The sequence below is a fragment of the Streptomyces sp. NPDC002838 genome, from assembly GCF_040295365.1.
Taxonomy (GTDB): Bacteria; Actinomycetota; Actinomycetes; order Streptomycetales; family Streptomycetaceae; genus Streptomyces.
The window spans coordinates 95,913-112,440 of the sequence record NZ_JBEOVF010000006.1 but is presented as its reverse complement, the minus strand read 5'-3'; the positions used below and the strand labels follow the sequence as shown (position 1 = coordinate 112,440).

Below are 16,528 nucleotides of genomic sequence, written 5' to 3'. Positions count from 1 at the left end.
GGACTCGCAGCATGGTTCATGTCCTGTTAAGAACCTTCCGGACTGTGCAGCGGGGCGAGTCGCACAGCACTGCTGCCCCCGACCATCTTGGTCGGGGGCAGCAGTGTGTCGGGGTCGGTCAGCTGGCTGCCGTGGCCTTGGTGAGGGCCTTGTCGAGGTGGCGGTCGACGAGGGCCGGGGAGCCGGAGACGATCAGCAGCAGGCTGCCGTCGCGGATCGCGGTCTGCTTGACCACGGTGCTCCGTCCTGCGGTGGAGAACGTCAGGAGCTGGCTCCATTGCTCGTCACCGAGGCCGTGGGGTGTCGGCAGCTTCTGCGAGGCCATGTCGATCGGGGTGCCGCCCGCGACGACCTGGTAGGTCGGGCATCCGGTCATGGCGTCGAAGATCCGGCCGATGCCGTCGGACAGCTTGGTCGCGCTGTCGCTGTACAGCTCCTCCGAGAGCTCTGAGGAGCTGCCGCCGTAGGTGAAGGTGGCCTTTGCCTTGTGCGGGAAGGTGAGCGTGCCGCCGGTCGCCGCGTCGCCGCCCAGCTCGCTCAGGGCGGGGCAGCCGATGACGGTGATGTCGTCGTGCTGGGTGGGGTGCTCCGGCTTGCGCAGGTAGTTGCTGCCGAGGTCGCTCTGGTCGAGCAGGCGCGTCTCCAGCGCGGCCGACGTGAGCGGAGCGGCCTGCTGGGCTGCGTCGGCCGGCTTTGCGGTATGGGCGGAGGCGGCGGTGTCGGGCTTGGTGCCGGTGGTGTCGGTGGAGCAGGCGGGCACGGCGAGGAGGGCGGCGGTGATGCCGAGGACGGTGGTGGTGGCGACGCGAACGCGCATGACGGAACTGACCCCTTGGTGCTAGGCGACGGGTGGTCAGTGCGGGCCGGCGGGCCCGGTGGGGTCGTAGGAGTGGGGGTCAGTGCCCGAGGTGGCGCAGGCAGTCCTCGAACGTGGCGTGCGTCGCGTCCGCCGGCCCGGAGTTCCGGTTGAACCAGGCGGTGTCGAGGCGGGTTTCCTGCTGCTGGTGGCCGACCCGGCAACGCAACCAGATCTGGTCGCGGGTGGAGAGGATGAGCCAGTCCCGGTACGCGCCGCACTCGGCGCAGGCGACCATCTCACCGTCGAGGACGAGCGGCTGCTTCCACGGCATCATCTTGCCGTCGAGCTGGTCGTGGCTGGGCACCCGCAGCTCCGGCGGAAGGAAGTCGTCCACCACCGCGGTCGGCTCGATGTGTTCTGGCTCGACCGGAGGCACTCCGATCCCGGGCGGGACCTGATTCTGCAGCCGCGCCGACAGCTCGAAGAATCGGCGCTGCGCCTCGCTGGGCTCCTTGGCCCGGCGGCGTATTCGGTGAAGCACCCTGGCGTCCTCCTTTGCCTCGTCCTGCTCGCTTCATGATCGTGCCTTACGCCCCTGGCGGTTTCAATTCACAAAGTCCACAGTCGTCTTCGGGCAGGTCATAGGGCGTTTTCCGCTTCCTGTGGTCGCGGATGACGAGTTGGCCACGGCGCGTGTCTCCGAGCGGATGAGTGATGTCTCCTCGGTGTGCCCGAACCACACCTCGTCCTCTCCGACCGCCCAACTTCGCGACGCCTACTGGCTCGAGTCGCCGCACCTGCGCCACTGCCTCCCTCCTGCGTGTGCACCAGCGCCCGCGACCTACAACGCGGGCCTGAACGCCGCCGGGGTCCGCTGTGGCGTACGACCATGCTGTGGGCCGCGAGCGGGGCGGTGGCGGTTTGCCTACTCGCGGTGGTGCGCTCAGGCTGCACTCCGGCACTCGGCATGCTCACCGGGTCTTGCCCGATGTCTCCTCCCCGCTGCGGCGCCTGCCGGGTGCGTTGAGGCGGGGCGCCGTTCTGCGCGTAGAGGACTTGCGCCCTGTGGTGCCGTTCTCGGACAGGGGCGAGGCGTCGGCGGGCAGATCGGCCGTCCGCCGCAGCCGCCACACCAGGACATCGCTGACCGAGTCCGCGGTGTCGAGTTCACGACGCTCTACCGCGTCGGACAGGAGAGCGGCCGGATCGTGGCCGGCGGTTTCGGCTTCCGCGATGGTCGCGGCCAGGGCGTACCAGCCGGGCTCGGCGAGGATCTGCTCGGCCAGCCCCGGCAGCGCCTCGCGCAGTATCACGGTCTGCCGTTGGAGCAGAGGCCGGTTCAGGCGTCGGCCTCGCTGGTAGAGCACGCCGAGCGGCTGGGCGGCGGCGGCTTGGTAGGCGGTGCGCAGGTGCTCGGCGGCCTGGGCGGCGGCTTCGGCCTGCTGGGCGTGGCCCTTTCTCGCGTGCCAGTGGGCGGCGGCGGTGATGAGGAAGAACAGCATGTCGATCGCCATCGCGGTGGTGGCACCGTCCTCACCGCGGCCGAGGGCGGGCCCTCCGTGGACGAGGTCGCGGGCGGCCTGCCGCAGCGCGCGGTCGTGCCCGCGTACGGCGCGTACGTGGGAGCGGGAGGCCCGCTCGAACGCTGTTGCGGCGTCTCGCAGTTCGCGGCGGGTGTGTGCGGCGGAGGTCTTCGCGAGCGCGTCCAGGACTTCGCCGGCGGCGGCGATGTGGGCGGCGGCGACCGCGTCGTCGCCGTGCTCGACGATGAGCACGGCCTGCCACGCGGCCGATGCCGTCCTGCGGCGGGCGGAGGCCGGGGCGCCGGGCCCCGTACGGACCGTGTCCTCCTGCCGTGGAGTCGGATCGGTACCGGTGTCGCCGGACCAGCGCTCCCGGATGCGGGGCAGCGACAGGTCGGGGGCCAGGCGTGCGCCGGGGTAGAACACCGGCTCGCCGTCCTTGTTCAGGTCGTCGGGCAGGGCGACCTTGTATCCGAGGAGGTCTCCGGAGGGCGCGGCGCGCTTACGGATCAGGAGGCCGGCGGCGGCGAGCCGGTCGAAGAACTCCTCGTCACTTCTCGCACCGGATACCGCGCGCCGTACCGTCTCGCGCAGCTCCTCGCGGGCGGTGCGCTCGCGACCCTGGCGTTCGGCCTTGTGGCGTTCGGCGCTGGTGGGCCGCTGGGCGGCGGTGCCGTCGCCGGGGGCGACCTGGTGGAGGCCGAGTTCCTTCTCGATGAGGCGGCACTCGGCCTGGGCGCGTTTGCCGGAGCGGAAGTCGTCGGGGCGGCTGCCGTCCTCGCACACCAGGGTGGCGACGATGTGGATGTGGTCGTCTGCGTGTCGTACGGCTGCCCAGCGGCAGCCAGGCTGCCCGTCGCCGGGGTCGATGCCGGTGGCGGCCACGATCCGCCGGGCGATCTCACCCCATTCCTCGTCGGACAGGATCCGGTCGTCCGCCGTCGCGCGCACGGAGGTATGCCAGACGTGCTTGGCCGGGCGGGCATGCTCGGCGAGGGCCATCACGGGCTGGTCTAGGAGCTGCTGCAGGTCTTCGAGGGTGGCGTTCGGGTCGCGGCCAGGGTCGGGGGCCATGCCGTCGAAGGAGGCCACGAGGTGGGGGTCGGTGTGGTCCTCGTACTTGCCCGTGTCGTAGAGGTACTTGAGGAGGCCGAAGGTCCGTGATCCGGCGTTGTTGACGCTGGGGATCATGCGCCGTGGCGTTCGATCAGGCGTGTGGCGGCTGCATGCGCGGTATCGGCGGCCCGCCGTACGGCGGCGACGGCCGCACCGAGCTGGGGAGCGTCCGCGCCGGAGTTGAGTGCCTTGACCGCCTGGTTGAGGTTGCTGCCAGCCCAGCCGAGCCGACGCCGGCTGTCGAACAGGGCTGTGATCACTTCGCGTTCGTCGGCTATCTCGGCGCTGGTTCGGTCGAGGTCGCGGGCTGCGGCGAGCGCGGCGCGGGCGAGGAACCCGGCGACGGACAGGTTGCATCGGGCGGCGGCGGACTTGATCAGCGCGAACTCTTCTTCGTTGAAACGAGTGTTGGGCTGGTGCAGGCGCTTCGTGGCGCGCGGCTGACGCGGACGCTGACGGGCGTGGGCAGCGCGCTCGCGGTGGCTGCGGCGCTCGGTCGGCTTCTCCTCCGGTCCCGGCTTCGATCCGCCCTCGGTCGAAGCCTCCTGGACCTGCGCCCCCTGGTGCAGGTCCTCCCCGTCCCCCTTGGGGTCGGGGTTGGCGGAAGCTACGCTTCCGCCCCAACTTGCTCGCCCCGAGACCGAGTTGGAGTCGCGAGCAGGTTCCGGGGTGGTGCCGTTCTGAGTGGGGTTCGTCATCGGATTTCGGGCCTCATGGTGCGGGTGCGGGTGCGGGTGCGGTGCTGGATGGTCGCCGCCAGCGCGACGACGTCGGCCGGTCCCAGGAGGACGCGGACGGGTCCGCCGGGCCGGTCCTGGACGAGCCACTGGCCGTTCGGCGTGAGGACGGCGGCGTGCAGGAGTCGCCGGCGGACCAGGACGTCCGCCCAGGCGCTGGCCTCGGCGGCGTTGGGCTCGGAAGAGCGAGGGGGACGCGAAATCACCACGTGTCTCCTGAAGCGGGGCGGTGGCCCGGCACGGAGCCGGGCCACCCTTTGCGGATAGGGCGTTGAGCTGGGGCTTTGCCGGGTCAGCCGCACTCGGGGCAGCGCCCGACGTGGCTGTTGAGCGCCCGGGCCATCCGCTGCTTCGTCGAGGCAGCCTGCTTTGCGCTGGACTTCGCCGCCGGCCTGCCCTCGTGCCGCTTGGAGTGGGCGAGCATGAAGCCGATCTCCCGCTCGTACTCCGCACGGACGGTGTCGAACTGGTGGCAGGTCTTCATCGGGCGGTGCTCCTTGTCTTGGTGGTGTCGTCGCTCCGCAGTTCCTGGAGGACGAGGCTCAGCCGGTCGTTCCGGCCGCCCTTCAGGCCCTCGCGGCGGAGGATCTCCCGCAGCTGGACCCGGGTGACGGACGCGTTGCCGTCCCGCTCGAGCAGGGCGGGGACGTGGGGGCGGACCTGCTGGACGAGCTGGTCCACCGACTGCTCCGGCTCGCGTGGCGGGCGCTGTGTCTGCGGGGTGCGGGACCGGCCGCGCTTCCCCTTGTTCTTCGTCCTGGTCTTCGTGGTCGTTTTCCGCCGGAGGGGGACCTTGTGTCCCCGGTCCCCGGTGGGCTCGGTCCCCGTGTCGGTGTCGGTCGGTCCCCGGTCCCCGGTGGGCTCGGTCCCCGTGTCGGTGTCGGTCGGTCCCCGGTCCCCGGTGGGCTCGGTCCCCGTGTCGGTGTCGGTCGGTCCTCGACGTGAATCAGGGCCCTGAACAGGCACTTCTCGCGTCAGGCGCTCAGTCCCCACGCCTCGGGCGTCCCCCTCCGAGGCTTCCGGATTGGCGGGACCGGTCCCCGGGACCGCGCCTGCTTCTGGGGCCTCGGTCCCCACCCCGGTCCCCGCGTTCTCGCCTTCGGTCCCCGCGCCTGCCGACGCCTTCGAGTCCGCAAGCTCGGGGACCGGTCCCCTAGGGGCGCTCGGTCCCGGGCCCCCGTCCGACTCGTCGGGACCGTGGGGACCGGCTACGGGGACCGGCGTCTTCGAGGCCGATTGCGAGGGGACTGTGGCTGCTGTTGCGGTGCTCTGCACCGGGGACCAGGGCGAGGGCAGCGGGACCGTGGCGAGCGCGAGTGCGTGCCGGCGGGCGGCGAGCTGGTCGAGCAGCTGCGCGCGCTGGAGGGGGTCGGTGCCGACCGAGGCCCTGCCGACCGCCTTCGACAGGCGCCGCGTGAGCCGCCGGCCGCGCCAGCTCCGCTGCTGCTCGGGCGTGCGCTCGGCGAGGCGGGCGGCGAGGGCGACCGCGCGGGTGGTGGCCCGGTCCCGGGTGATCTGCGCGGCGTCGCGGTCTCGCGCGGCGATGCCGAGGCGGGACAGGAGACGCTCGCGTGCCTCCCGGCCCAGGACGGCGATCAGTCCGTGGGAGGCGGCGCCCGGGGTGCGCAGGCGCAGCTCGATCCCCATCGCGAGGTGCCACAGCATCGCCGCCATGACCGGCCCGACGAAGGCCCGGACTGTGCCGCCGATGGGGCCGCTCTCGGCGTAGGCGGGGATCACCTGCACTCCGGTGATCACCCAGACCAGGGTGCCCGGCAGACCAGGAGCGCCCTGAGTGGCCAGGTTCTGGCGTGCCATCAGCGCGGTCGCGAAGAGCGCCAGCTCGGCCGCGGCGAACATGCCGGCCCGCTCGGCGGTGCCGGCCATGTCGAGGTAGTCGGCGGCGAAGCGCCATGAGGTGTCGGCGCTGTAGGCGGTGCAGCCGAGGGCAGCAAGGGCAGCGACCTTGACCGCCGGACCGCCGAGACGTTTCTGCGGGCGCGTACCCCGGCGCCGGATCGTCCAGGCGGCCAGCACCAGCACGAGGGCGGCGGGCACGCCGGCGGCGAGGAGGAGAGGGAGGTCCGGAGCGGCGCTGAGGGCGAGGACGGGGTGGGTCATGCGGCCTTTCCGAGAGGGGCGTGCGCCGGAGTCGACGCTGCCGGGCGGGCTGCCGGCTGCTGTGTGCCGGGTGCGGCGGGGGCGGGGATGCCTGCTGCCGGATTGGCCTTCTTCCGCTTCTTCTTGGGCCGCGGCACGCCGTAGGTGCGGTCGCGGTCGAAGACCTTGTTGGCCGCCTGCCGCAGCAGGTCTCGGGCGTGCTTGTGGCTGATCTGCAGGGCGGCGGCGAGCCGGTCGGGCCGCCAGCCGCGCACGTACGCGTGGTCGATGACGACCTGCCGCTCGGCCTCGGTCAGATGCACGTCGCGTCCCTGGAAGAAGGCCGTTACGCGCCGGTAGTCGAGACGCTGGGGCAGTCCGTCGTGCAAGGGACGCCTCTCGGCTTCGGTGAGGCCGCCCCAGACGCCCTCCTTGAGGACGTTCTCCAGGGCGAAGTCGAGGCAGTCGCGGCGTACCGGGCACCAGCCGCACAGCTCCTTCGCCTCGGCGATGTCCTCGTGGTCCCGGGGCCCGGGGAAGAAGACGGCGTCGGCGTCCTCGACGTCCATGCCGTGGCACGCTCCGCGGGTGTGCCAGCTGGTGTCTCCAATGCCGCGCAGGCCGCTGGCCGGCGCGTCGTGGGTGGTGATGTGGCGCAAGGCGATCTCCGATGTGCTGCCGCGTCGGCGGGCCGGGGCGGTGCTGGGCGGGCGCGGCGTCGGGTGCCGGCTGCGGCGCGCGGGCGTGTGCCGCAGCCGGGGCGGGACGGTGATGTTGGGAGGCGGTGTATCGGCCGGGATGCACACGCCGGATGCGCCGGTCAGGCCATGGCGGGCTGTTGAGCCTGCTCCGTCTGCTGGGCCTGGGCGGCGGCGAGGTCGAGGCGGCCGGGGTGTGGGGTGGCGCGCGGGGCAGTGGTACGTACCCCGTCGTCGGGGCCGATCCGGCGGCGGCGACACGGCTCGCCGGGCTGGGCCAGGCACCACTCGCAGCGAACGCTCAGGGCGTCGGGCTGCCCCAGGGCGACGGCCATTTCGCGTGCTGCTCGGGCGGGCCGGTAGGGCGCGAGGGCGGCTCGGGCGGCGGGCGGTATGCAGGAGCCGATCTCCCGCAGCCGCGCCTCCAGCCTCGGGTCGATCCCGTCGCGACCGCTGGTGATCGCCCGGGCCTGCGCGGGCTGCGCGGTGCCGGCGGCGACGGCGCGGCGGGTGCCGACCAGCTCGGCGGTCCAGGCGGCCTGGTCGTCCGGGTCGACGGACGGCGTGGGATCGGTGTGCCGGGCCAGGCGGTCGCGCCGGTAGCTCTCCCAGGGACGGGCGACGTCCGCGGGCAGGATCTGGTACGGCGAGGTGCGGATGTGCTGGCGGGCGGCCACGCAGGCGTCCCACCCGTGCGGAGTGGCCATCGGCACATCTCCGAGCAGCTCGTGCCACTGGGCGAGCTGGTCGCGGGCCTCGCCCTGGTCGGTGCGGATGGTGCGGGGGTCGAGTCGGCCGATGTAGGCCAGCAGGGCGGCGGTTTCGCGGCGGTCCACGGTCAGCCCTCCGTTCCGGTCGGCTCGTCGAGGGCGGCGAGAAGGGCGGCGGTGTGGGCCTCGGCCCGCGTCATGCCGCCCGGCACGGCGGGGCCCTTGCCGGGCACGGCGTAGAGGTTCGGGCGACCCGGGGCGTGCTCTCGGGCAACCCAGGAGCGCCAGTCGGCAGCCCAGGCATCCGCCGGTCTCGGCTTGAAGGCGGCCCGGTGGGCCCGCCACTTCGCGTCGGCCGCCTGCAGACCTTGCTCGCCGAGGCGGTCGAAGTGTCCCTGCTGGCGAGTCCAGGTGTGGGTGGCTGGGTCGACCTGCCACTCGGCAGCCGAGATGACGCCAGCACCACCACTGCTGTACCTACGGTTCAAATCCGGTTCACTACGGTTCTGTGTGCCGGTTTCCGGTACATCGCTGTGCCGGTTTCCGGTACGTCGAGGTGCCGGTTTCCGTCGGGACCTGCCGGTTTCCGGTACTGCCGGTTTCCGGGTCCTCGCGGGGGATTCCGGCACCTCACGGGGGCGGATTCCGCACCGCCGCAGGGCCGAGATCCGGAGCGCTGGGGTGGCCTCGGGTCCCTCCGCCGGCGCCTGGTCGGCTTCCTCGTCCTCCGCGGTCTGTGCCGCGGCCTTGGCGGCGAGGGGGAGGCGGTAGACGGTGCTGCGCTGCGGGCCGGTGAGGTCGTCGAGCTGCTCCAGCTCACCGGCGTGGACCAGGCGGTCGATGGCTTCGCGCACCGTGGAGACAGAAGCGCGCGTGCGCTTGGCCAGGCTCGACAGCGAGGCCCAGGAGACACACTGCTCGTCGGCGACCCGATCGGCGATCGACAGCAGGACCAGACGCGCGGTCCCCCGGCTGGAGCTGTGCTCCCACACCCACTCGCGGGCATCGCTGCTCATCGGCCGCTCCCGATCGCGGGGCGGGACCGGCGGCTCGTCGACGCCGGGGTGGTGTGCTCCGGCCCGGGGCGGGAAGGCGCCGAGACGAAGGTGGCTGCCGCGCAGGCCAGGCGGTTCGGCCTTTTGCGCAGGGCAGGAGGCATGCAACAATCCCCTTTGCAGTGTTGCCACGTTGAAGCGCCCCTCGGAAGGACTCAGCGTGGTGATGGTGGGCAATCTCCGCCCTTGCCGGGGCGGATATGCCGCTTAGCGTTCGGCGTCCGGGAGTTCACTCTCGGGCGCCGTCGCTGTGTTACGGGACCTAGTCGGTCCGGTCCGTGCTTGCTGGCTCCTCACATCCGTTGTCGCGGGCGGGCTGCCCGGCGGACAACGAACATACGCACGACCCTGCGTCAAGATCCAGACTTGGTTCTTAAACTCTGTAGAAGTCGCGCGGCCGAGCGCGACGCGGGGCGGGTCATCATGAGCGGTCCTCGGGCCTAGGGGTATGGCGAGCCGCAGGGAGCGATGCGCTCTGCCGCCTCCCCCGACGTTGCAACACTTTGGTGTTGCCGTGGCTGGAACATACGCCAAAGTGATCCCCGCCTGTCAACACCGTAGTGTTCCGTCTCGCAGGTTGGTCTCACATCAACACTGGAGTATCGTCAGGTCTCCAAGGTGTAGATGGGAGGGGTCGGGTGATGGTGGAGTCCAGCGGATCGGCGGAGGTGCCCTCGGGGTCGTCCGGCGGTCGGCAGCTGAGCCTCGCCGACAAGCTGAACCACCTCTTCGAAACGGTGAAGAACCCGGCGACGGGCAAGAAGTACACCAATGCGGAGGTGTCTCGCGCGATCCGCGAGGCCGGCGAGGCGGACGGCCTCACTGTCTCGGAGAGTGCCATTTCGCAGCTACGCTCCGGAGCCAAGCCGAACCCGACCGTGAATACCGTCGAAGCGCTGGCGCGCCACTTCAATGTCACGCCCCAATACTTCTTTCCTGACTTCGACGCCGAGGAGTCCGAGAAGATCCGGGCCTCTATGGAGCTGATCGCGGCAGTGGGGGACAGCAAGGTGCGAGGGCTCGCGATGCGAGCCAATGGACTCTCGGCCGACAGCCTCAAAATGATCACGACGGTAATTGAACAGGCGCGTCGACTGGAGGGCCTTGATAAGCCTGATAATCCCTCAGTAACGTGACCTCCCTCACCCGCTATCCCATTTTGACGGATATGCCTTCAAGATCCTTTTGGTCGCTCGGCGAGGCTGTGTAAAGCTCCGCTCGGTCACGGGGAATTCTCGTGTCGAGTAAGAGTCGAGTAAGAACCGCGTACTGTGCTTACTCGGGGATCACAGCAAGGATCTCGTTCATGTTCAATCGGCGCTATGCGCGAAAAGAAGCGCAGCTGAGGCGACAGTGCGAGGAGCAACTGCGGGGAATTGAAATATCTGACCCCTACGCGGTAGATGAAGTATGCCGCCAGCTGGCGGTCAGGCGTGGACGCCCGCTGCACCTCCACGAACTGCCCGACCTGGGGGGCGTCAACGCCCCGTGCGGTCTCATGATCTCCTTCGACAGCGGAGATCACATATTTCATGTGACGGCGACAAGTGAGCGGCACCGCGCGCAAATAGTCCGCCACGAACTGGCGCACCTACTCCTCGGGCACGCCAGCGAGAACACGAGCGTCGTGGAGTCGCTCCTGTCGATCATGCCGCAGGGCGTCGACCCCTCGGCCGTGCTCACAGCGCTCGGACGGACCAGCTACGACAGCGAGACCGAGTACGACGCCGAGATGGCTGCCTCGTCCCTCGGTGAGCTGTTCGAGGAACTGGCCTACTCGGGCCGAGAACCAGGGCGGCCAGGCGCCATGACGCGTCTTGACGACGCCCTCGTCCATCCCCGGAGGAACCGCCGCTCATGAACACCCCGACCCTCGTCGCCGGCTCCCTGTGGCTCGTGACTCTGTGGCGTCTGCCGTCCATCCGCCACTCCCACAAGCAGCGGAGCCTTGCGCTCACGTTCGCGGCCCTGGCTGCGGCCATGACCTTCGAGGTGCCCGCCGTCAAAGCCGCCATCAGCGACAGCGCTGGCGTCACCAGCCTTACTCCGCTGCTGAAGCACCTGCTCGGCGTTACCTCCGCGGCCTTCCTCCTGGACTTCATCGTCGCCGTCGTCCGCCCGCAGGGCCTGGCCCGCCGCACCAGGCTGGCAGCGATCGCAGCCACGCTCCCCCTCATGGTCCTCTTCTATGCGCTGGCCAACTGGATGCCAGGTGGGCCAGTACGGGTCGGCGAGGGCGAGCGCGCCATCTATCCGGTTCTCTACACGGCGGTCTTCACGCTGTACATCGGCATCGCCATGTTCGTCGCCACCTGGCTTTTCCTCAGCGGCGTCCGGCACAGCCGCACCCTCCTGGGCGGGGCCGGCCTCGGCCTCATGGGGCTCGGCACGCTGCTCGGCAGCCTCTATGCCCTGCAACGCGTCGGCTTCGTCACGCTGAACCTCACCACCGGAGTCCGGTATCCCACGCTGGAGGACCAGATCTCCACCGCACTAAAGCAGTTGGCGATTCTGTCGATCGCGCTCGGCAGCTGCCTGCCACCGCTCTCCGTGGCCGTGGAGTACGTCAGATCCTGGATCATGCTCAGACGGCTCCAGCCTTTGTGGAAGCACCTGACAGAAGCCGCTCCCCACGTGGTGCTCTCCACATCGGTTCCAAAGCAGCGTGTCGGCTTCCGACTTGAACGATGCGTCATCGAAATCGAGGACGCATGCCTAGCACTACGTGAATACGTGTCAGTAGATGTCCGCGAACGGGCTCGCGCCCTCGCCCTCCAAAAAGGCGTAAGCGAGCAGGAAGTTGATGCTGTGACAGAAGCCGCCTGGCTGTGCGTGGCCGCTAGCGCAGCTCGGACAGGAAACCAACTTGAAGATGTTGAGTACCCGCCCCTCGGTGTCACTGGAAGGGACCGGCCGAGTGAACTCGCGTGGCTCCACGCGGTATCCCGCGCCTACGCTTCTTCACCCGTCGTAACAGAATTCACCCACCAGGAAGTCGCGCTTGCGCCCTTGCCGACAGGCGGACCGGAAAAGGACTCCTCCCATGACAACTGACGTGCACCCCGCGGAGTCCAAACTGGCGCGCCGCATCACCGACTGGCTTGAGCCAAAAAACTGGATTATCGCCGTCACCCTCCTGATCGGCTGGCGCACGGCGCAATGGACCGGCGTCGCCTGGGGAGCGGTCGGCGCACTCTTCGCCGCCATCATTCCCATCACCTTCATCAAGTACGGAATTCGGAAGGGCCACTGGGGCGATCGACACGTCGGGGCCAAGCCTGCACGGCTCGTCGTCATGGCCGTCATCCTGCTCTCCGTGGCCACCGGAATCCTCCTCATGGCCGCCGCAGGCGCCCCGCGGACGATGACCGCCCTCATCGTGTCGATGCTGGTCACCCTGGCGATCCTCGCCGTGATCACGTTCGTCTGGAAGATCTCCGTGCACCAGGCCGTCTCGGCAGGCGCCTGCGCGATGCTCATACAGACCTACGGTGCGTGGATGGCACTCGGGTTCCTCCTGGTCGTCATCGTCGGCTGGTCCCGGGTCGAGCTGCGGGACCACACGCGCAACCAGGTCATCGCCGGCACGATCCTCGGCACCATCGTGGCCGCAGCCGTATTCCAGTTGGCTCGCTGATCAATCGGCTGTCTCGGTAGCGGGCGTTCGAGGCGAACGCCTCCTCGCCCAACGCCCGCGACCCTCGGCGCCGTGCCGGGCCAGGCCCTCCATCTGTTCCTCGTCGAGTCGAGCACGACTCCTAAGCTGTTGCCCGCTCAACGAGCAGGTCCGGCACATTGACGTAGTCGCCAGGCTCGCGTACCTCGATCGGCATCGTGAGCCGGAGTAGCGGCGCCACGTCCGCGAGGCGTGCATACGTGATCCCATAGGTGTCCAGCCGATGACGCCTCGCCTTCGACATCGGGATCGCGTTCCAGGCATCCTCTAGCTGCTCATAGGCCGAGGAGACACGGTAAGCCGCCTCCCGCGCCAGCTCGATGTCGGTGGCGAAGAGCACCTTCCAGCGCGCTTCGTGCGGAGTGCCGTCCGGCGCGGGCCACCGTGGTGTCCCCGGCACGATGTCCCACCGGATCCAGTCAAAGAGCAGGCGCTGCACGTTGTCGAGGCACAGGTCGCCGATGGGCCTGTCCCACACGGCCATCGCGAGGCGGATCGACTCGGCGATGGCGAGAGCGAGCCCGTCCAGACCGAGCCGGGGATCGTACCAATATCGACGCTGGCGGACCGAGTGATCGTCATCGCGGGGAAGCGCTTCCACCCAGGAGACGAGTGCTTCCGCCCACGGCAGGCACTCCGTCAGCGGATGCCGGCCGCTGTGGGCAGCCGCGTACTGCTTCGTGTGCTCGCGCACACATGTAGCCAAGTCCACCGGCACCTGCCTCCTGTTGTAGGGATCACCGGCAAAGCCCCCGTCTGAACCTGGCAGAGCGGGGGTCCTGCTGCCCCTCGCGAGCTACTGGGGCGAGTCTGTGAGGGAAACTAGCTGCAGCCTAACCAGCGTGCCTGCGGCGATGCCCTCTGACGACTCGATGTGGCTGGATCCCAGCGGTCTCCTGGTCGGCTCGCCGGGTGTCGTATCTCGGCGGTCAGTTGCTCAGCAGGTCCGCCGCCGAGAGGCTCATGTCGAGCTGGTACCCGACCGTGCGGGCGAGGGGGATCGGCTCGGGCCGGAGCGCGGTCTCCGTGGTGGCGAGCCAGCGGACGAAGTGGGCGTCGATCTCGCCCAGCAGGCCCCGAAGTTGCCAGGGTTTGCGCGCAAAAGGCCGGCGGAGCGCCCAACTCATCGCATCCTGGCGCTTGGTCCGCGTATGCGGCGGTCGCCGAGAGCGAATGCCGGTTTACGGGACGCCGCGCTCTGGCAGGATTGCGGCATGAGTCCTTGGGAGATTGCGCTCATAGCTGTGGGTTCAGCAATTGCGGGCGGTCTGGCGGTTGCCTGGTTCACCAGGCCCATGAAGCTCAAGGCAACATCGCAGGCGCAGCCGCTCGCCGCGGACATCGTGAGGATGATCACTGGCGACGCTCGGGATCAGCGGGAGCGGGAAGTGCGACGTCCGGCCTACCTCGACTTTCTCGTACGCGTCGATGCCGCACTCGGTCTGGTCGGCCCGACCGGCGCATCAACGCTGGAGGAGCGAAGGGCTGTACGCAGTGCCCTCGACGTCTTGGTGTTGGTCGGTCCCTCCGACGTTGTCGAGGCTGCGCAGCGCCTTGCCGCGCTCGCGCAGCGCGACGACTGGCGCTTGTCCAGCGAGGTGGGGGAGGCGAGGGCTGCGTTCCTCACCTCCGCTCGCCGTGCCCTGGGCTCCTCCCTCGACGCGCTCTCGCGAGGGTGATGTCGGCCAACTCGTGCTCGCCGAACCGCTCTCCCTCGGCAGCGCCGAGGCACACGTCCGGGGAATCAACAGGTCGGCCGTGACCCGAGCCTTCGAGCAGGCCCGCGTGGAAGCTCTGGAGGTGTGCGCCAAGCACCCCGATGCCGACCTCACCAGCACGCAGGCGTGATGCAGTAGAGGAATTGCCCAGAAATGCTCGCGATGGGCATGGCGCCGGTTCTAAGGGGGCGCGAGAACTTGATGAAGGGACGGACACAGGAGTTCATGGCTCGTAGGTTGGCGGCATGGCTGACATGCGGGATCTGTGGTGGGCGGCGGGCCGAATGGCCTTCAGCGTGGCGGAGAACGACGACTGGCGGAACCAACGATGGACCGATTCCCTGCGCCGTTCAGCCACGTTGATTGAGCCGGTCTGGCCCAAGACCTACAGCAACGGCACCTTCACGTACGCTCTGCCGACCATCGCCCTACTCCTGTACGCGGTCCCCCTGGGCGATGACCCTGAGCACGTGCCGGTTGAAGACATCGTGACGGCGCTCACCCCGCGCCGGGCTGACCCGGGCGCGCCGTCGCTCGAAGACACCATCCGCGAGGGACTGATCAAACGACGGCACGACCTGGACGACGACTCCCCGCTGTCCTCGCTGTTCCGCTCGCTCACCACGTACCAGCCGCCGCTCGCCTACACCTCGACCGGCTTGGAGCTGACCTCTGCCGACCACGGGCCCGGCGGCACGCTAATGGGCGCAGCAGTGGAGTGGATACACCACACCTTCACGCACCACTACCTGGGCCGCAGCAGCGCATGATGACCCGAGAAGGCCGCGAGTCTCAGGCGACGAGACTCAGATCGAAGTCGGCGCTCACAGCGCCATGGTCCGACCACTCCTTGTCGACCGGTTCCAGGTGCACCTGGTAGCCGACGAGAGCCGGGGCCAGGGCCGGACTCATGAGGATGAGGTCCTGGCGCCGGGGCACGTCACCGTCACCGAACGCCGCCGTCGCGGCCGTCTCCTGCTGGAAGGGATGGCTGGCATCCTTGAAGCCGGCACGGGCGAGGAGTTCGGTCGCATCCCGATCGGAGACCTCGTCCTCACGGGGCAGGCGCAGGTGTCCGTTGACAGCGTGCGCTGGTAGCCGCGTCCAATCCGGCTCGGGATAGCGGAGGCCGATCGAGTTGACGTCCCCGACAACCAGCGACCGGCGGCCCGGGGCAGCAAGAACCCCCAGAGGCGAGACCTCCCGCGCCCGGTTACGCGGGTCGAAGGGGTCCAGGTGCAGGTTACGCAGCTCCAGCAGGCCCTCCAGGCCGGGCAGGATCAGGTTCGCCCAGCCCATGACGTGGTGATACCGGTCCCGGTCAGCGCCGTGCGCCGCGAGCTGCACGCGGCGGCTCAGCATGATCACGCTGTGGAACCGATGCCCGTTGGTGGTCTCGTTGGCGTACGCGAGATAAGCGCTGCCCATGCCGAGGGCGTTGAGGGTCTGGTACATGCGCCGATTCCCGAGGAGGTCCCAGAAATTGCACTCCTGCAACGCCAGGATGTCCGCCTCAAGGCCCTCGAGGAACGCGACCTGCCCGCGCAACCGGTCGCCGGCGCCGAGACCGAAGTCGTCGTGGCCGCCGAACAGGGTGTTGAACGTGACGGCTCTGATCGTGGTCACGTTCGGCCCTCCAGAGAGATCGTGGCCAGGCGATCCCAGGTCACGGTTTTCGATTGGTCGCGCGTCTGTGCGGTCACATCGACGAGATGGATTGCGTCGATGTGCAGAGGGACGTGACTGGGCCGGACGCGGCGCAGGATGCGCTGGGCCGCGTCGGAGTCGGCCTCGGCGTGGGCGTAGGCGGTCGTCAGGTGCTGCAACCCCCACTTGTACCGGCACGCTTCGTCCCCGAGTGCGGCCCGCACGCCTGAGCGGGCGGCGGCATGCAGAGCAGCAAGGTCCTCGTCCGGTGACAGGTCCGCGATGACCCCGCTGTGATACGAGAGCAACGACCCCACGGTCACGGTGAAGGGCTCGATACCGACGAGCCGGGCGGACACCTCATCCACCAGCCCGTTTCGCGGCTCCGGGCCGATCTGGTCTGCGGGGATGCTGATCTGGTCGACCGTGATGTGGAGCCACTGCAACTCCACGGGCGTGATGGGGAAACCGGCGTCCAAGAGCGCCTGGTTGGAGGTCGTGACCAATTCCCTCAATGCCTTGTGCCTCGGGTCGCTCCAATCCAACTCGACGTACCAGTGCAGGAGGGTCCCGGTCTGCCAGGGCTGGTCGCCGGCCTTGAACTCGAACGGCTTCATGGGTAGGAACGGTATCGACCGGTCACGGCGCTGGGATGCTGCTATCAGTGACGTGGCTGGAACTCGTCCCCTAGATCGTCACCGGAACAAAGGGTCCTCGGGATCGCTCACGTGACTCGTCGAGTATGACGA

The 16,528-nt window shown here is 69.4% G+C and carries 21 protein-coding genes; 7 read left to right on the top strand and 14 right to left on the bottom strand.

Features of this window, described 5'->3' with window-relative positions; all coding sequences use genetic code 11:
- Positions 1-118: 118 nt before the first annotated feature.
- The 10 genes from ABT063_RS10560 to ABT063_RS10515 form a co-directional block, all read right to left on the bottom strand.
- Complete coding sequence (locus ABT063_RS10560; RefSeq protein WP_351056841.1) at positions 119-817, bottom strand: hypothetical protein; 699 nt, start codon at positions 815-817, stop codon at positions 119-121.
- A 79-nt stretch (positions 818-896) separates the two neighbouring features.
- On the bottom strand, positions 897-1,340 hold the full coding sequence (locus ABT063_RS10555; protein WP_351056840.1) for a hypothetical protein: 444 nt from the start codon (positions 1,338-1,340) through the stop codon (positions 897-899).
- A 430-nt stretch (positions 1,341-1,770) separates the two neighbouring features.
- The gene (locus ABT063_RS10550; protein ID WP_351056839.1) at positions 1,771-3,513 is read right to left on the bottom strand and encodes a relaxase/mobilization nuclease domain-containing protein; all 1,743 of its coding nucleotides are present in this window, start codon (positions 3,511-3,513) and stop codon (positions 1,771-1,773) included.
- A complete protein-coding gene (locus ABT063_RS10545; protein ID WP_351056838.1) occupies positions 3,510-4,136 on the bottom strand; it encodes a plasmid mobilization protein in 627 nt (208 codons plus the stop codon). The genes ABT063_RS10550 and ABT063_RS10545 overlap by 4 nt, the downstream gene beginning before the upstream one ends.
- On the bottom strand, positions 4,133-4,381 hold the full coding sequence (locus ABT063_RS10540) for a hypothetical protein (RefSeq protein WP_351056837.1): 249 nt from the start codon (positions 4,379-4,381) through the stop codon (positions 4,133-4,135). The genes ABT063_RS10545 and ABT063_RS10540 overlap by 4 nt, the downstream gene beginning before the upstream one ends.
- A gap of 86 nt (positions 4,382-4,467) precedes the next feature.
- The gene (locus tag ABT063_RS10535) at positions 4,468-4,659 is read right to left on the bottom strand and encodes a hypothetical protein (RefSeq protein WP_055493674.1); all 192 of its coding nucleotides are present in this window, start codon (positions 4,657-4,659) and stop codon (positions 4,468-4,470) included.
- The gene (locus ABT063_RS10530) at positions 4,656-6,296 is read right to left on the bottom strand and encodes a collagen-like domain-containing protein (RefSeq protein ID WP_351056835.1); all 1,641 of its coding nucleotides are present in this window, start codon (positions 6,294-6,296) and stop codon (positions 4,656-4,658) included. The genes ABT063_RS10535 and ABT063_RS10530 overlap by 4 nt, the downstream gene beginning before the upstream one ends.
- Positions 6,293-6,934, bottom strand: coding sequence for a WhiB family transcriptional regulator (locus ABT063_RS10525; protein ID WP_351056834.1), 642 nt, complete (start codon positions 6,932-6,934; stop codon positions 6,293-6,295). Before ABT063_RS10525 ends, ABT063_RS10530 begins: the two co-directional genes overlap by 4 nt.
- Before the next feature lie 161 nt (positions 6,935-7,095).
- Entirely contained in the window at positions 7,096-7,809 is a 714-nt protein-coding gene (locus tag ABT063_RS10520) for a zinc finger domain-containing protein (RefSeq protein WP_351056833.1), read from the bottom strand.
- 2 nt (positions 7,810-7,811) lie between these two features.
- The gene (locus tag ABT063_RS10515) at positions 7,812-8,699 is read right to left on the bottom strand and encodes a helix-turn-helix domain-containing protein (RefSeq protein ID WP_351056832.1); all 888 of its coding nucleotides are present in this window, start codon (positions 8,697-8,699) and stop codon (positions 7,812-7,814) included.
- Positions 8,700-9,379: 680 nt separating this feature from the next.
- Here ABT063_RS10515 and ABT063_RS10510 point away from each other — a divergent pair.
- The 4 genes from ABT063_RS10510 (at position 9,380) to ABT063_RS10495 (ending at position 12,375) form a co-directional block, all read left to right on the top strand.
- Positions 9,380-9,874, top strand: a complete 495-nt coding sequence (locus ABT063_RS10510) for a helix-turn-helix domain-containing protein (protein WP_351056831.1) — start codon at positions 9,380-9,382, stop codon at positions 9,872-9,874.
- Positions 9,875-10,272: 398 nt separating this feature from the next.
- Complete coding sequence (locus ABT063_RS10505) at positions 10,273-10,599, top strand: hypothetical protein (RefSeq protein ID WP_351056830.1); 327 nt, start codon at positions 10,273-10,275, stop codon at positions 10,597-10,599.
- On the top strand, positions 10,596-11,792 hold the full coding sequence (locus ABT063_RS10500) for an MAB_1171c family putative transporter (protein WP_351056828.1): 1,197 nt from the start codon (positions 10,596-10,598) through the stop codon (positions 11,790-11,792). The genes ABT063_RS10505 and ABT063_RS10500 overlap by 4 nt, the downstream gene beginning before the upstream one ends.
- Positions 11,782-12,375: a phosphatase PAP2 family protein gene (locus tag ABT063_RS10495; protein WP_351056827.1), complete on the top strand. Its 594-nt coding sequence runs from the start codon at positions 11,782-11,784 to the stop codon at positions 12,373-12,375. Before ABT063_RS10500 ends, ABT063_RS10495 begins: the two co-directional genes overlap by 11 nt.
- Positions 12,376-12,496: 121 nt before the next feature.
- Here ABT063_RS10495 and ABT063_RS10490 read toward each other — a convergent pair whose 3' ends face one another.
- The gene (locus ABT063_RS10490) at positions 12,497-13,108 is read right to left on the bottom strand and encodes a hypothetical protein (protein WP_351056826.1); all 612 of its coding nucleotides are present in this window, start codon (positions 13,106-13,108) and stop codon (positions 12,497-12,499) included.
- Between the two features lie 235 nt (positions 13,109-13,343).
- Positions 13,344-13,541, bottom strand: coding sequence for a hypothetical protein (locus tag ABT063_RS10485; protein WP_351056825.1), 198 nt, complete (start codon positions 13,539-13,541; stop codon positions 13,344-13,346).
- Between the two features lie 168 nt (positions 13,542-13,709).
- Here ABT063_RS10485 and ABT063_RS10480 point away from each other — a divergent pair, with 168 nt between their 5' ends.
- From ABT063_RS10480 to ABT063_RS10470, 3 genes are all read left to right on the top strand, one after another.
- On the top strand, positions 13,710-14,093 hold the full coding sequence (locus ABT063_RS10480; RefSeq protein WP_351056824.1) for a hypothetical protein: 384 nt from the start codon (positions 13,710-13,712) through the stop codon (positions 14,091-14,093).
- Positions 14,094-14,106: 13 nt separating this feature from the next.
- Positions 14,107-14,262, top strand: coding sequence for a hypothetical protein (locus tag ABT063_RS10475; RefSeq protein ID WP_351056823.1), 156 nt, complete (start codon positions 14,107-14,109; stop codon positions 14,260-14,262).
- A 115-nt stretch (positions 14,263-14,377) separates the two neighbouring features.
- Entirely contained in the window at positions 14,378-14,902 is a 525-nt protein-coding gene (locus ABT063_RS10470; protein WP_351056822.1) for a hypothetical protein, read from the top strand.
- A gap of 22 nt (positions 14,903-14,924) precedes the next feature.
- Here the strand turns inward: ABT063_RS10470 and ABT063_RS10465 are convergent, their stop codons facing one another.
- Together ABT063_RS10465 and ABT063_RS10460 are read right to left on the bottom strand one after the other, a co-directional pair.
- Positions 14,925-15,758, bottom strand: coding sequence for an endonuclease/exonuclease/phosphatase family protein (locus tag ABT063_RS10465; RefSeq protein ID WP_351056821.1), 834 nt, complete (start codon positions 15,756-15,758; stop codon positions 14,925-14,927).
- On the bottom strand, positions 15,755-16,396 hold the full coding sequence (locus ABT063_RS10460) for a 2'-5' RNA ligase family protein (protein WP_351056820.1): 642 nt from the start codon (positions 16,394-16,396) through the stop codon (positions 15,755-15,757). Before ABT063_RS10460 ends, ABT063_RS10465 begins: the two co-directional genes overlap by 4 nt.
- Positions 16,397-16,528: the final 132 nt, after the last annotated feature.

Bases quoted from the DNA above. Each gene is read 5' to 3' on its own strand.
- ABT063_RS10530 (WP_351056835.1), bottom strand. From the start codon at position 6,296: ATGACCCACCCCGTCCTCGCCCTCAGCGCCGCTCCGGACCTCCCTCTC.
- ABT063_RS10515 (WP_351056832.1), bottom strand. From the start codon at position 8,699: ATGAGCAGCGATGCCCGCGAGTGGGTGTGGGAGCACAGCTCCAGCCGG.
- ABT063_RS10535 (WP_055493674.1), bottom strand. From the start codon at position 4,659: ATGAAGACCTGCCACCAGTTCGACACCGTCCGTGCGGAGTACGAGCGG.
- ABT063_RS10550 (WP_351056839.1), bottom strand. From the start codon at position 3,513: ATGATCCCCAGCGTCAACAACGCCGGATCACGGACCTTCGGCCTCCTC.
- ABT063_RS10480 (WP_351056824.1), top strand. From the start codon at position 13,710: ATGAAGCTCAAGGCAACATCGCAGGCGCAGCCGCTCGCCGCGGACATC.
- ABT063_RS10545 (WP_351056838.1), bottom strand. From the start codon at position 4,136: ATGACGAACCCCACTCAGAACGGCACCACCCCGGAACCTGCTCGCGAC.
- ABT063_RS10500 (WP_351056828.1), top strand. From the start codon at position 10,596: ATGAACACCCCGACCCTCGTCGCCGGCTCCCTGTGGCTCGTGACTCTG.
- ABT063_RS10560 (WP_351056841.1), bottom strand. From the start codon at position 817: ATGCGCGTTCGCGTCGCCACCACCACCGTCCTCGGCATCACCGCCGCC.
- ABT063_RS10460 (WP_351056820.1), bottom strand. From the start codon at position 16,396: ATGAAGCCGTTCGAGTTCAAGGCCGGCGACCAGCCCTGGCAGACCGGG.
- ABT063_RS10485 (WP_351056825.1), bottom strand. From the start codon at position 13,541: ATGAGTTGGGCGCTCCGCCGGCCTTTTGCGCGCAAACCCTGGCAACTT.
- ABT063_RS10510 (WP_351056831.1), top strand. From the start codon at position 9,380: ATGGTGGAGTCCAGCGGATCGGCGGAGGTGCCCTCGGGGTCGTCCGGC.
- ABT063_RS10495 (WP_351056827.1), top strand. From the start codon at position 11,782: ATGACAACTGACGTGCACCCCGCGGAGTCCAAACTGGCGCGCCGCATC.
- ABT063_RS10470 (WP_351056822.1), top strand. From the start codon at position 14,378: ATGGCTGACATGCGGGATCTGTGGTGGGCGGCGGGCCGAATGGCCTTC.